The 14,819-nt window shown below is 67.7% G+C and carries 9 protein-coding genes; 6 read left to right on the forward strand and 3 right to left on the reverse strand.

Going from position 1 to position 14,819, the window contains the following annotated elements:
* The first annotated feature begins 91 nt into the window (after positions 1 to 91).
* From LC490_RS18235 to LC490_RS18255, 5 genes are all read left to right on the forward strand, one after another.
* Positions 92 to 1,117, forward strand: a complete 1,026-nt coding sequence (locus LC490_RS18235; protein ID WP_036148018.1) for a substrate-binding domain-containing protein — start codon at positions 92 to 94, stop codon at positions 1,115 to 1,117.
* A 263-nt stretch (positions 1,118 to 1,380) separates the two neighbouring features.
* A complete protein-coding gene (gene pgmB / locus LC490_RS18240) occupies positions 1,381 to 4,401 on the forward strand; it encodes a beta-phosphoglucomutase (RefSeq protein ID WP_223621110.1) in 3,021 nt (1,006 codons plus the stop codon).
* 121 nt (positions 4,402 to 4,522) lie between these two features.
* Positions 4,523 to 6,916, forward strand: coding sequence for a TonB-dependent receptor (locus tag LC490_RS18245; protein WP_223621135.1), 2,394 nt, complete (start codon positions 4,523 to 4,525; stop codon positions 6,914 to 6,916).
* Positions 6,917 to 7,198: 282 nt separating this feature from the next.
* Positions 7,199 to 8,443: an MFS transporter gene (locus LC490_RS18250; RefSeq protein ID WP_223621111.1), complete on the forward strand. Its 1,245-nt coding sequence runs from the start codon at positions 7,199 to 7,201 to the stop codon at positions 8,441 to 8,443.
* Positions 8,444 to 8,602: 159 nt separating this feature from the next.
* Positions 8,603 to 10,666: a TerD family protein gene (locus LC490_RS18255; RefSeq protein ID WP_223621112.1), complete on the forward strand. Its 2,064-nt coding sequence runs from the start codon at positions 8,603 to 8,605 to the stop codon at positions 10,664 to 10,666.
* A gap of 121 nt (positions 10,667 to 10,787) precedes the next feature.
* On the opposite strand, the gene LC490_RS18260 is transcribed toward LC490_RS18255, so the two are convergent.
* From LC490_RS18260 to ugpC, 3 genes are all read right to left on the reverse strand, one after another.
* Positions 10,788 to 11,345, reverse strand: coding sequence for a hypothetical protein (locus LC490_RS18260; RefSeq protein WP_223621113.1), 558 nt, complete (start codon positions 11,343 to 11,345; stop codon positions 10,788 to 10,790).
* Positions 11,346 to 11,366: 21 nt separating this feature from the next.
* On the reverse strand, positions 11,367 to 11,606 hold the full coding sequence (locus LC490_RS18265; RefSeq protein ID WP_223621114.1) for a hypothetical protein: 240 nt from the start codon (positions 11,604 to 11,606) through the stop codon (positions 11,367 to 11,369).
* A 342-nt stretch (positions 11,607 to 11,948) separates the two neighbouring features.
* Entirely contained in the window at positions 11,949 to 13,043 is a 1,095-nt protein-coding gene (ugpC, locus tag LC490_RS18270; RefSeq protein ID WP_223621115.1) for a sn-glycerol-3-phosphate ABC transporter ATP-binding protein UgpC, read from the reverse strand.
* 108 nt (positions 13,044 to 13,151) lie between these two features.
* Here ugpC and LC490_RS18275 point away from each other — a divergent pair, with 108 nt between their 5' ends.
* A complete protein-coding gene (locus tag LC490_RS18275) occupies positions 13,152 to 14,558 on the forward strand; it encodes a GH1 family beta-glucosidase (protein WP_223621116.1) in 1,407 nt (468 codons plus the stop codon).
* Positions 14,559 to 14,819: the final 261 nt, after the last annotated feature.

Consider the following 14,819-nt stretch of genomic DNA (forward strand, 5'->3'; position numbering starts at 1 on the left):
CCGTCCCGCCACGCGTTCATGGTAAACATGGCCGATTCGGCGAATCGACCGCATTCGCCCGCCGCCATGACAGGGAGTGACACGGCATCGCATGAGCTCTCGCAGCAGCCGTCCGAGCGACCCCAATCCGGCCCGCAAGGCCGGCGAACACCTGACCATGGCCGATCTGGCCGAGCTGGCGGGCGTTTCCGCGATCACCGTCTCGCGCGCCCTGCGCGACAGTCCCCTGGTCAATCCCGAGACCCGGGCCAAGATCAAGGAATTGGCCGAGCAACAGGGCTATCAGTTCAACATCAGCGCGCGCAATCTGCGCCTGCGCCGCAGCATGACCGTGGCGGTAGTGGTCGAGATGAAGCCGACCGTCGAGCGGCAGATGTCCGGGCCCTACCCGCTGGACTTGCTCGGCGGCATCAGCCAGGAGCTGACCTCGGCCGGCTACAGCGTGTTGTTGACCTCACTGCAGGGCGGCGCCCTGCCGAGCGTGCAGGCCGCCGACGGGGTGATCCTGCTCGGCCAGGGCGCGCACGAAGACGCCATGCACGAGGTGCAGCGCTGGGGCCGGCCGATGGTGGTCTGGGGCGCGGTCAGCCGCCACGAGACCCAGGTCGTGGTCGGCAGCGACAACCACCGCGGCGGCAAGCTCGCCGCCGAGCGCTTCCTGGCCCTGGGCCGGCGCCGGCCGGTATTCCTCGGCGACAGCGCCCACGGCGAATTCGCAGAGCGCCTGGACGGTTTCGTCGAGGCTCTGGCCGAGCACGGCATCGTGCCGCTGACCCCGAACGTGGCCAACTTCACCGTCAGCGCCGGCGCCCAGGCGGTGCACCAATTGCTCGACGAGCACCCGCAGTTCGACGCCCTGTTCGCGGCCAGCGACCTACTGGCGATCGGCGCGATCCGCGCCCTGATCGAGCGCGGCCGGCGGGTGCCGGAGGACGTCTCGGTGATCGGCTACGACGATACCCCGCTCGGCGCGACCTATCTGCCGCCGCTGACCTCGATCCACCAGAACTTCGTCGACGCCGGCGTGTCGCTGGCGCGCAAGATCCTGGCGATGATCGAAGGCCGCCCTGCGCAGTCGGAAATCCTGCCGACCCATTTGGTGGCGCGCGTCACCTGAGCGTTTCGGCCCGATGCGCAGCGCGATGCTGCATCGCAACGCGAACTTCGTCGTAAGGGGTCGAAGCCGGGCGGATTTTCCCGCACCGCAACAATCGCTTAAATCGCTGATTCACATCGTTTAAGCCTTGCCAGGAACGCGACTACCGGCCTTGGAAAACAAGCACTGAGGCACACTATTGAAGTCGATTGTTATCGATAACTTGACATCGATAACAACGCCTCTCTACGGTCCGCGGCAACGACGCACTCAGGTCCCGCCGCGTGATCCAGCCCCAAGCCGCACCGCACCTTCCCCCTGCTTCCTCCGAGGCCGATGCCTGGCGCCTGCGCCAGGACCGCTTCGACCCGTCCCAGCGCCGCCGCGACGAAACCCTGTTCGCCCTCGCCAACGGCTCGCTCGGCGTGCGCGGCGGCTTCGAGGAAGCCGACGGCGGCAGTGACGGCAGCTTCCTGGCCTCGGTCTACGAAAAGCACCCGATCCACTACCACGAACGATTCCCGGGCTTCGCCCGCAGCACCGACACCCGCCTGCCGGTTGCCGACGGCCAGCGCATCGCGGTCTGGCTAGGCGACCAACGCCTGGATATCGATGCCGCGCAGTGGCTGGGGTTCGAACGCGAACTCGACCTACGCAGCGGCCGCCTCAGCCGTCGCCTGCATCTGCGCACCGCCCAGGGCCAGACCCTGCAGATCCACGCCGAACGCGTGCTGCCCTTCGACGCCGCGATATCCGGCGTCGACCTGCTGGCGATCCGTTACCGGGTCGAATCGATCGATTACAGCGGCCCGCTGAGCCTGGCCTCGGCGATCGAATGCGGCCACCAGGCCGCCGAACAGGGCGACGACCCGCGCATCGGCGTGGCGGTGTCGGAAGGCCTGCGCCTGCTGTCGGCGCAGGCCGACGAACACGGCGCCCACGTCCTGCAGTCGACCCGCCACAGCAACGTGCGCGTGGCCTGCGCGCAGGCCCATCGCCTAGACCACGGCCTGGGTTTCGGCGCGGCCGAACGCGCCGACGAACACGTGCTGCAACGCTACGACGGCGCGCTGCAGCCCGGCGCTTCGCTGACGCTGGAAAAATTCGTCGCCTACGCCAGCGGCAGCGAAGACAGCGAATTGGCCGAACGCGCGACGCAGGCGACCGCACGCGCCGTCGCCACCGGGTTCGATGCCCTGGCCGCGCAACAGGCCGCTGCCCTGGCCGAATTCTGGGACGGCGCCGAACTATTCATCGATGGCGATGCGTCCGCCGAACAGGCGCTGCGCTTCAACCTGTTCCACCTGCTGCAATCGGCCGGCCGCGACGGCGTCAGCGGCACCGCCGCCAAGGGCCTCACTGGCGAAGGCTACGAAGGCCATTATTTCTGGGACACCGAAGCCTTCATGTTGCCGGTCATGGTGTACACCGCACCGGAGGTCGCCCGCGCCATGCTGCATGCGCGTTACCTCGCGCTGGAGCCGGCGCGCCGGCACGCGCGCGAGATGAACCATCCGCGCGGCGCGCTGTTCCCGTGGCGCACGATCACCGGCGGCGAATGCTCGGCGCACTATCCATCGGGTTCGGCGGCGTATCACATCAACGCCGCGGTCGCCTACGCGATCGGGCTGTATGTCGACGCCACCGGCGATGTCGATTTCCTGCTCGAAAGCGGCGCCGAGATCCTGTTCGAGACTGCGCGCATCTGGCCGCAGATCGGCCATTTCAACCCGCGCCGCGGCGGCGCGTTCTGCATCCACGAAGTCACCGGCCCGGACGAATACACCGCCCTGGTCGACAACAACTTCTACACCAACCGCATGGCCCAGCAGCACCTGCTGCGCGCAGTGCAGGTGTGGCAGCAGTTGCACCGCGAGCGCCCGCAACAAGTCGCGGAGCTGGCGGCGCGGCTGGGCCTGGACGCGCACGAAGTCGAGAGCTGGCGCCGCGCCGGCGAGGCCATGTACCTGCACTACGACGAAGCCCTGGGCATCTACGCTCAGGACGACACCTTCCTCGACAAGCCGCGCTGGCCGTTCCCGAAGCACGAGGGCGAGCATCGCCCCTTGTTGCTCGACTTCCATCCGCTCACCCTCTATCGCCATCAGGTCTGCAAGCAGGCCGACGTGATCATGGCCCTGGTGCTGGCCGGCGACGGCATTCCCGCGGAGGTCAAGCGCCGCAGCTTCGATTACTACGAAGCGGTGACCACCCACGACTCGACCCTGTCGGCCTCGGTGTTCGGCATCCTCGCCAGCGAAGTCGGCCATGCCGAACAAGCGGCGAACTATTTCGCCGAGAACCTGCGCGTCGATCTCGACGACCTGCACGGCAATACCGACCACGGCGTGCACATGGCCGCGCTGGCCGGCACCTGGCTCGGCCTGGTCTCCGGTTTCGCCGGCCTGCGCGCGGTCGACGGTGCGCTGCATTTCGCCCCGACCCTGCCGGCCGGCTGGAACGGCTACGGCTTCGGCCTGCGCTGGCAGGGCCGGCGCCTGCGCCTGCGGGTGAGCCGCGACGGCGTCGAATACCGCTTGCTCGAAGGCGCGCTGCTGACGATCGAACACGAAGGCCGCGGCATCGAACTGAATCTCGGTGCGAGCCTGCGGGCGCCGCTGGCGGCCCCCGGCGGCCCCGCCCCGCTCGCCTTTCCGCGTCCGGCGCGCGCCCTGATCTTCGACCTCGACGGCGTGCTCACCGACACTGCCCAGACCCATTACCGCGCCTGGAAGCGCATGGCCGACGAGGAAGGGTTGCCGTTCGACGAGCAGGTCAACGAACTGCTCAAGGGCGTCGACCGCATGGCCTCGCTCGAGATCATCCTGCGCCATGCCGGGCGCGTGCTCGGCCGCGACGAAAAGCTCGCCCTGGCCGAACGCAAAAACGCCTACTACGTCGAAGCGATCCGGGAGGTCGCGCCGAAGGATCTGTTCGCCGGCGTCGAGCGCCTGCTCGAACAGGCACGCGCACGCGGCCTCAAGCTCGGCCTGGCCTCGGCCAGCCGCAACGCCGGCGCGCTGCTGGAACGGCTCGGCATCGCCGACCGCTTCGACTGCATCGCCGACTCGGCGCGCATCGCCCGCGCCAAGCCCGACCCGGAAATCTTCCTGACTGTCGCCGCCGCGCTCGGCGTGCCGCCGTCGCAGTGCATCGGCCTGGAAGACGCCGCCGCCGGCGTGGTCGCCATCAAGTCGGCCGGGATGGCCGCGGTCGGCATCGGCGATGCCCTCGCTCTGGCGCGCGCCGATGCCTGCCTGCCGGATATCGCCTCCTTCGACCTGGACGCTTTCGTTTTGCCCTGACCGCGCGCGGCAAGTACTGCCGCGGCGGGGATACCACCACCGATCGATCCGTTTGCATAACCAATACAAGATGAGTGGGGAGAACACGATGCAGCACACGTCTACCAAGCAACGCCAACTGATGCGTTTCGCACTGTCCGCGGCGATCGCCGCCGCGTTGGCGCCGGGCTACGCCCTGGCCCAGGAGGCCGCCGCAGCGGCACCGGCACCGGCGCCGCAGGCCGAAAGCGGCAGCGAATCGGCGACCACCCTCGACGCGGTCATCGTCAGCGGCACCGCCCGCTTCAAGGGCATCCGCAAGCGCGACGCCAGCTTCTCGATCACCACCGCTTCGCTCGAACAAATCCAGGAAGCGGTGCCGCTGAGCACCGCCGACGCGCTCAAGGTCGTGCCGGGCATCTGGGCCGAGTCGGCCGGCGGCAGCACCGGCGCCAACATCTTCGTGCGCGGCATGCCCTCGGAAGGCGACGCCCCGTTCGTGACCGTGCAGATGGACGGCGCGCCGCTGTACCCGCCGCCGACCCTGTCCTTCCTCGAGAACTCGACCCTGTTCCGCATGGACGACACCATCGAGCGCATGGAAGTGTTGCGCGGCGGCCCGAGCCCGATCTTCTCCAACGGCCAGCCCGGCGCGACGGTCAACTTCATCCAGAAGAAGGGCGGCGAAGAGCCGGCCGGCAGCGTCCGCGTCGGCCTGGGCAGCGACAACCTGCGCCGCGTCGACCTATTCAACAGCGGCAAGCTCGGCGAAGGCTGGTATTACAGCGTCGGCGGCTTCTACCGCACCACCGACGGCGTGCGCGACACCCAGTTCCCGGCCGACAAGGGCGGCCAGCTCAGCGCCACCCTGACCCACAGCTGGGACAGCGGCGAAGTGACGGTCTACGCACGCCACACCAACGACAAGAACGCCTTCTTCACTCCGATCCCGCTGCTTTCGCGCAACAACGGCAGCAGCCTGTCGAGCTTCCCGGGCCTGGACGCACAGACCGGCACCCTGCTCGGCAACGACTTCCGTCATGTGACCCTGCCGACCGGTCCGAACGGCCAGACCATCACCCGCGACCTCGCCGAAGGCCGCGGCATCAATCTCGACGTGTTCGGCGCGTCGATGGACTTCTACGTCGGCGACTGGACCATCAGCGACCGGGTCAACTACGTCAGCGGCAGCGCGCCGACCAACGGCCTGTTCACCGGCGCCAGCCCCAAGACCATGGCCGACTTCATCGCCGGCTACGGCAGCGCCGGCACCGCCACCTACGTCAACGGCGGCGGTGCGGTCGACCCGAATCAGCAGGTGCTGACGGCCGGTTTCTGGGTGGTCGACAAAGAGCTGGAATCGTTCACCAACGACCTGCGCTTCAGCCGCGACCTGTTCGAAGGCAACACCCTCACCGCCGGCGTCTACTACGCGCGTTACTCGTCCAAGGACACCTGGTACCTCGGCAACAACATGCTGCTGACCGCGCAGAACAACGCGCGCCGGATCGATCTGAGCCTCGCCGACGGCCGCCAGGTCACCCGCGACGGTTTCACCGGCACTTCGTTCTTCTCGCTGCGCGGCGATTACGACGGCCAGAACACCGCGGTGTTCCTCGCCGACGAGTGGCAGATCAACGACCGCCTGCGCCTGGACGGCGGCATCCGCTACGAGTGGCAGCAGGTCGACGGCACCGTGCACGACGTCGCCTCGGTCGATCTGGACGGCAATCCGAACACGCTCTACGACAATGCCACCTCGGTGTCGCTGCCGACTTCCCGCCGCATCGACCAGGACGACAAGCATTTCTCCTGGACCCTCGGCCTGAACTACAAGCTCAACGACAGCGCCAGCCTGTTTGCGCGCGCCAACTCCGGCTACAAGCTGCCGGCGTTCGACAACCTGCGCGACGGCAACACCAAGACCCAGGAAATCGACCAGTACGAACTCGGCTTCAAGGCCGGCAACTCGGTCTACGATCTGTACTTGACCGGGTTCTACAACAGCTTCACCAACTCGCCGTTCCAGGCCTTCCTCGACGACGGCACCAACTTCACCACCGCGGGCGATTCGGAAGCCTACGGCGTGGAAGTGGAAGCGGCGGTGCGCCCGGTCGGCGGGCTCGAACTGGCCCTGACCGGCATCTGGCTGGACGCCAAGTACGAGAACTACCGCGAGTTCACCGGCAACCAGGTGATGCGCCAGCCGAAGCAGCAGTTCCGCTTCACCCCGAGCTATTTCTGGAACCTGCCGTTCGGCGACCTGAAGGTGTTCGCGACCTACTCGCGCATCGGCGACCGCTACGCCGACCTGGCCAACACCCAGAAGCTGCCCTCGTACCACACGCTCGACGTCGGCGCGAACATGCACGTCGGCGAGAATTGGGAGTTCGCGCTCACCGGCAGCAACGTCACCAACGAACTCGGCCTGACCGAAGGCAACGTGCGCGTGCCCGGCGCGGCCACCGGCGGCGTGTTCATGGGCCGCCCGATCGCAGGCCGCTCCTACCTGTTCTCGGCCGCGTACCGCTGGTGATCCAGACTCCGCGTCGCCGCACGGCGGCGGCGCGGAGTTCCAGCGGGCGGCCCGACGTCGCCTGCGCGGTCTCCTCTTACCTCACCGTTCGCGTCGGCCTTGCCCGAAGCTCCCGCCCTCCCCCTCTCTCCGGCGTGCGCACTTGGCAAACCGTCGCGAACGGTCTTTTATCTCCTGGTCCGGCGCCGCGCCGGATCGCTTACTCGCTGCTTCGGCCTCGCGCCGGATCGCTCACCCGCTGCTCCGGCCCGAGGCCGGACCGCTCACCGGAGCCACGCCCGCATGAACCGAGGCCGCATGATCCTGGCGATGATCCTCACCTACATGGTGTTCGGGATCCTGCTCAACAGCGTCGGCACGGTGATCCTGCAATCGATCCAGGGCTTCGGCGTCAGCAAGAGCGACGCCAGCATCCTGGAGGCCTTCAAGGACCTGCCGATCGCCATCGTCTCGTTCCTGACCGCCTCGCTGATGCCGCGCCTGGGCTATCGCCGCGCGATGATGCTGGGCCTGGGCTTCGTCGGCGCGGCCTGTCTGCTGATGCCGCTGTTGGCGTCGTTCTGGATAACCAAGCTGCTGTTCGTCGCCACCGGCGTGTCCTTCGCCCTGGTCAAGGTTTCGGTGTATTCCTCGATCGGCCTGCTCACCGAGGACAAGCAGGCGCACGCCAGCCTGACCAGCACCATCGAAGGCTGGTTCATGGTCGGCGTGCTCGCCGGTTACTGGATCTTCGCCTGGTTCATCGATCCGCAATCGCCCGGCGACCCGGTCTGGCTGCGCGTGTATTGGCTGCTCGCGGCGATCGCCGCGGCGATCCTGGTCCTGCTCGCGACCTCGCGCATGGACGAACGCGCCGCCAGCGACGGCCACGCGGTCGGCGATTCGTTTCTCGACATGTTCCGCCTGGTCGCCCAGCCGCTGGTCGCGGTGTTCCTGGTCTCGGCCTTCCTGTACGTGCTGATCGAACAAAGCGTCGGCACCTGGCTGCCGACCTTCAATCGCGAAATCCTGCACCTGCCGACCACGATGAGCGTGCAGGCGGCGAGCATCTTCGCGGTGTCGCTGGCGCTCGGCCGGCTCGCTGCCGGCGTGGCCCTGCGCCGCGTACCCTGGCATTGGCTGCTGATGGTCTGCGTGCTGGCGATGGCGGCCCTGGTGCTGCTGGCGCTGCCGCTGGCGCGCAACCTGCAGCCCGACCCGGCGATGAGCTGGGCGCACGCACCGCTGGCGGCTTACGTGTTCCCGCTGATCGGGCTGTTCATGGCGCCGATCTATCCGGCGATCAATTCGGTGGTGCTGAGCTCGCTACCGAAGTCGCGGCACGCGGCGATGACCGGCCTGATCGTGGTGTTCTCGGCGCTCGGCGGCACCACCGGTTCGTTCATCACCGGCCAGTTGTTCGCCCGCATCGGCGGCGGCACCGCGTTCTATCTGTCCTTGCTGCCGATGGCGATGCTGTTGCTCGCGATCGCCTTGCTCAAGCGCCAGTCGGGCCTGGCCGAACGCGCAGCCATGGCGCCCTCCTGATTGACCTGCCATTCGCCGCCGATCGGCGGCGTTCTCATTCTCGCGAGGCTCGGCTATGCTCGGCCTCGTGGCTATGGGCGTCCTTCCTTCTACTCTGAAACTAGGGTGTCCGCTTCCCACATCGCCCGCCTCCCGGCGGGCTTTTCATTGGAGAGGGGCATGAACGGAATCTATCTGCGCCGGCGCGGCAAGCTGTATCTCAAGGCCGGCGACGGCGGCGCAAGCGCGGCGCAAGTCGCGATGGTGCAGAAGGAAACCGAAGCGTTCGGGTTCGTCTTGTCCGAAGCGGTGATCGAACGACTCGGCACCTTGTCGACCGAGCAACTCACCCGCGTCCTGCGCGAATTGCGTAAGCATCTGGCGGCGATGACCGGCGCCCACCGCGAGCACCGGCCACTGTTCCCGGATTTCCCCCGGGGCTCGTTGGCCCTGGCCGAAGCCGAGTTGTACATGCGCGCGGTGTATCACTACGTCACCCGGCGCCGACTGCACCTGGAACAACCGGCCGAAACCGTGCCGCTGCTCAACGGCCGCGCCCCGCGCGAGATCGAGCTGGGCACGCTGGACGACTACGAGAACATCTGCACCACACTCGCCGCCTCGCGCACATCGCTGTCGCTGCAGGACAAAGCCGACCTGGGCTGGTTCATCGCCCAGTACCGCGCACAGGTCGTCCGGCTGCTGCCTGTCGAGATTCCGTTCAAGGAAAACCTGGCCGTCATCGGCGCGGGCCTGCTGCGCCATGCGCCCGGCGAGCCCACCGACGCGTTCCTGCGAACCCATCTCAAAACCGCGACCGACACCTTGCGCCTGGCGGTGGCGCTCAGCGAAGGCGATGTGTCGCTGGCCGGGCCGACCCGCTTCAAACGCATGAAACGCGGCGAGCGCCGTTTTCTGCTGCAGCAGTTGGAGGGCTTCGACGATCCCACCGAAGACATGCGTCGCTGGCGCGAGCGCTGGAAACGCCTGGGCGAAGTGCTGCATCCGGGGGATTACCGCGAACGCTTTCCCAAGACCTGGCGCGCCTTTCAGGTACTGCGCGAAGACCTGCCGTTCGCGACTTTCAACGGCGCAATCGAGCATGCGCTGGAGCAAGGCCGCACCGGCACGGTCGCTCAACGGCTCGCCGCGCGTCCGGGCGAGTTCGCGCGCCGGCTCGATCATCTGCTGCGCAGCGGTACCGAACCGCAGCCGGTGCTGGACCGTTTCCGTGCCGTCGCCGAACAGGTGTCGACACCGGTCCTGCTGCAGGCCTTGAGCCAGTTCGAACATCGCGGGCGATCGCCGCTGCGCACCTTCTTTCCCAAGGGCGACGCCGCGCGCGCCTGGTCGCTTGAGGACCAGCGCGCGCCGATCGACGCCCGGGTCCTGAGCGATGCCATCGCCGTCTGCCGCGATGCACTGCGCGCCCGCTTCGCGCGTTTGCCGCCGCTGGGCCGTTGCTACATCGATCCGGCCCTGGCGCATATGCGCGCGCCGCTGGCGCAGCGCTCGGCCTCGCGTGCGCTGCGCACCCTGGTGCGCGGCAGCCGCCTGCCTTTGCCCGATACGCGTTTCATCCGCCTGTTCCTGTGGTGGAGCAACGGCCGCCAGCGCACCGATATCGATCTGTCGGCGGCGTTCTTCGACCGCGAGTTCGTGTTTCGCGACGTCGTCGCCTACTACAACCTGCGCGGTTACGGCGGCCATCACAGCGGCGACATCGTCGATGCGCCGCAGGGAGCCGCCGAGTTCATCGACCTGGATCTGCAGCGCTTGCGCGGGCTCGGCCTGCGTTTCGTCGTGGTCAGCATCCACAGCTACACCGAGCAGCCCTATTGCGACTTGCCGGAGTGTTTCGCCGGATGGATGGCGCGCAGCGACGCTAACTCGGGCGAACCGTTCGAGGCGCGCACAGTGGAGGACCGGCTGGATCTGGCCTCGAACCAGCAAAGCTGCCTGCCCTTCGTACTGGACCTGGAAACCGATCAGATCATCTGGACGGACATCGGCCTGGGCGGCTATCCGCGCTGGAACAACGCGGCCAACCACCTGAGCGGCATTTCCCTCATCCTGCGCGCGATGACCGCATTGGCGACGCCGGACCTGCACAGCTTGTTCGAACTGCACGCGCAGGCCCGCGGCCGCGTGGTCGAATCGCCGGATCAAGCCGATACGGTGTTTTCGATGCACGAAGGCGTCACCCCCTTCGACGTCGACCGGATTCGCGCGGAATTCCTTTGACGGCCCTCGCCGCGCCCGCTCGGGCGCGGCGCTCGCGACAGCCGGACCGCTCGAGCGCCGCGAGCGGCCCCGGCTCGCGACGAACCCCGCAAGCCGTCAAGCCACACGCGCGGTTCGCCGGTCATTCGATCAGCACGTACTCGCCCTTGGCGCCGAAGCGCTTGCCGGCGCGCGCGCACAGCTTGCCGTCGCAACGGGTCAGAGTGCCGGCCTTGGTCGCATCGAGAATCTCGGCGCCGAACTCGGCGCGTTCGATCAGGCGCAGCGACTTGCGTGCGAAATACCAACTGCCGCCGACCGCCAACAGCGAGCCGATCAGCAGCGCCACGGCGCTCTTGTAGATCAGGTTCTGCTGCGCGCGCTCGAGCTTCTTGCGTTGCTCTTCCAGCCCCTGCGCCGCGCGCGTGGCGGTATCGGCGCTGTCTCGCAGTTGCATGCCGATCGAACCGAAGGCCAGCTCGGCGCCGCGACCGACCGCGTCCTGGGCCTGCGCCTGCACCGCTTGCACGATCTGTTGCGCGAGTTCCTGCGCACCGGCGCCCACGCCCTGGGCGGCGCGATGCAGTTCTTCGGCGCTGCGGTCCACGTGCTGCACCGCGCGCTCGCTCTGGTCTTGCAGATGTTGGGCAAATACCGCCAGATCGGCGGCGAGTCGTTTCAGGTCTTGCGCGTCCTGCACGATGGTTCTCCCTAAGAGAGGTTACGGGCCCGAATTCGGGCTGGAGCTCGGGCCGCCCGGCGGCGACTGCGGAGCTTGCGCCCGCGCCTGGAGTTCCGCCTTGATCTGTTGGTAGCGGTCGTGACCGCTTTGCAACCAGGCCTGGCCGTCGGCGGATTGGGCATACTCCTGGGTCGCTGCCTTGAAGGCGGCGCCGTCCTGGTGCCTGGCCGCTTCGACCAGCCGGGCGAAGGTGCGGTCGATATCGTTTTCGTCGGTCATGAGGGTCGAGTAGCGAAACGGAACGCGCCGCAGACGGCGCGCGAAACGCAGCGAGGCTTCGGCCGACGCGAGGCCGAACGACGCCAGGCTGCGAACCTGGAATGGCGCTTGGATCGTGCAGCGGCGAATGCGATGCGGCATTGCGACCGGCGCCCCTCGGGCCCGGCCACGTTAGCACTCGCTGCGATCTGCGCCCACCGTACGGATCGCACGCGACCCGTCGCCGTGTCCCCCGGCGCAGCGATGCAGTGTGCCCTCACTGCATCGCTGGACTCAAGTGCGGCGCGGCGCGGGCACCTGGAACGCAGGCGCCGCGCCTGCATGCAGGCCCTGCGGCATAGGCTACAGGCGAAGTTCGCTTTCGCGATCGAAGAAATGCATGCGCTCGGCGGCGTACGACAGATGCACGGTGTCGCCGGCGCGCGGCAAGTTGTACGGCGGCAGGCGCACGACCAGGTCGCAACCGCCGCAACCGAGATTGAGGAAGGCCTCGTTGCCGACCGGCTCGACCACTTCGACCTGGGCCGCCAGGGTGTCGGGACCGGCCTCGGCCAGGTGCATGTCTTCCGGGCGCAGGCCGATCGTCAGTTCGCGCCCGACGTAGGCGCGCACCTTTTCGCGGGTCTCGGCATCGGGGCGCAGATTCAGCGCGAGGCCCTCGCCGATGCGCAGGAACAGCTCGCCGTCGCGCTCGTCCACCTGGCCCCACAGGATGTTCATCTTGGGGCTGCCGAGGAAGGTCGCGACGAACAGATTGATCGGCCGGTTGTACAACGCCATCGGCGTGTCGATCTGTTGGATCTTGCCGTCCTTCATCACCACGATGCGTTGGCCCAGGGTCATCGCCTCGATCTGGTCGTGGGTGACGTAGATCATGGTGGTGCCGAGCTGGCGGTGCAGGCGCGCGATTTCCACGCGCATGCCCATGCGCAGCTTGGCGTCGAGATTCGACAGCGGCTCGTCGAGCAGGAACACCTGCGGTTGCCGCACCAGGGCGCGGCCCAATGCGACGCGCTGGCGTTGCCCGCCCGACAGCGCCGCCGGTTTGCGCTGCAGCAACGGCTCCAGCTCCAGCATCGCCGCGGCCGCGCCGACGCGCTCGGCGATCTCGGCCTTGCCCATGCCGCGCAGCTTGAGCCCGAAGCCGAGGTTGTCGGCCACGGTCATGTGCGGGTACAGCGCATAACTCTGGAACACCATGGCGATGTCGCGGTCTTTCGGCGGCATGTCGTTGACCCGACGCTCGCCGATGCTCAGCTCGCCCGAGCTGATCGTCTCCAGCCCCGCGACCATCCGCAACAGGGTCGACTTGCCGCAGCCCGAGGGGCCGACCAGCACCAACAATTCACCGTCCTCGATCTCGAAGCTGGCATCGGCGACGCCGACGTAACCGTTCGGATAGACCTTGCGCAGACGATCCAACGTGACCTTCGCCATGAATTCTCCCGACAATGCGACTGGAGCGATGCATTTGTCCTCGCCCTGGGCTATTCTGCCATGTAACCGTTTTCATGCACGTCCGATTGGCTCCGGAGGCCACGACGAATGACCGATCCCCGCCCTGCTGCTGTTCGCCCCACGTCCGAGCGTCGCTTTCCCGAAGGTTTCCTGTGGGGCGCCGCCACCGCCGCCCACCAGATCGAAGGCTCGCCGATGGCCGACGGCGCCGGTCCCAGCATCTGGACCCGCTTCGCCCACACCCCCGGCATGACCCTCAACGGCGACACCGGCGACGTGGCCTGCGACCACTACCGGCGCTGGAAGGACGACGTGAAGCTGATGCGCGAACTGGGCCTGCAGGCCTACCGTTTCAGCGTGTCCTGGTCGCGCATCCTGCCCGAGGGCACCGGCCGGGTGAACCAGGCCGGGCTCGACTTCTACTCGCGCCTGGTCGATGAGCTGCTCGCCAACGGCATCGAACCGCTGCTGACTTTGTACCACTGGGACATGCCGGCCGCGCTCGACGACCGCGGCGGCTGGCTCAACCGCGACTGCGCCGACTGGTTCGCCGAGTACGGCCAGGTCATGTACCGCGCCCTCGACGGCCGGGTCAAGAAGTGGGTCACCCTCAACGAACCCTGGGTGATCACCGACGGCGGTTATCTGCACGGCGCGCTCGCACCGGGCCATCGCAGCCGCTTCGAAGCGCCGATCGCCTCGCACAACCTGATGCGCGCGCACGGCGCCGCGGTCCAGGCCTATCGCGCCGAAGGCAAGCACGAGATCGGCCTGGTGGTGAACATCGAGCCCAAGTACGCCGCCACCGATTCGGCCGAAGACGCCGCCGCGGTCGAGCGCGCCCATGCCTACATGAACGAGCAATACCTCGACCCGGCCCTGCTCGGCAGCTACCCGCCGGAACTGCGCGAAATCTTCGGCGAAGCCTGGCCGGAATGGCCGCAGGCGGATTTCGAGCTGATCCAGCAGAAGCTCGACTTCATCGGCGTCAACTACTACACCCGCAGCGTCACCAAGGCCGCCGAGAGCTACCCGCTCAACACCGGCGTGGTGCGCCAGCCGCTCGGCACCTACACTGAGACCGGCTGGGAAGTGTTCCCGCAGGGGCTCACCGACACCCTGACCTGGGTCAAGCAGCGCTACGGCGACATCCCGATGTACATCACCGAGAACGGCGCGGCCTTCTTCGATCCGCCGGTGGCCGAGCCCGATGCCAGCGGCGAGCGCCGGGTGCGCGACCCGCTGCGCATGGACTATCTGCAAAAACACATCGGCGCGATCCACGACGCCATCCAGGCCGGCTGCGACATCCGCGGCTACATGGTGTGGTCGCTGCTCGACAACCTGGAATGGTCGCTGGGCTATTCCAAGCGTTTCGGCGTGGTCCACGTCAACTACGGCACCCAGGAGCGCACGCCCAAGGACAGCGCACGCTGGTATTCGAAGGTGATCGCGAGCAACGGCACCCACCTCGCCGAACCCCTGCCGTACTGAGACCGGCCGCACGCCGCGGCCCGATTGCGGTCGGCGTAACGCCCGCTGCGTCGTTCTCGCCGCGGCCGGGACGGCAATGCAAGCAAGCGCGGCGCGATGTTTCCATGCGCCGCGCGCAGCACCGTCACCCTGCGGCGTCGAATGTTGCCGCCGGGCGCTCAAGCGGCGATATGCTTGGACCCCGGCCGGGATCGACGATCCCGGCGGCGTAAAGGACGCCCGGCGGCGTTCGCTCGACCTCCCCCTCAATCTTGGTTTGCG

Origin of the sequence: Lysobacter sp. ESA13C (genome assembly GCF_019970005.1) — a bacterium.
Taxonomy (GTDB): domain Bacteria; phylum Pseudomonadota; class Gammaproteobacteria; order Xanthomonadales; family Xanthomonadaceae; genus Lysobacter; species Lysobacter antibioticus_B.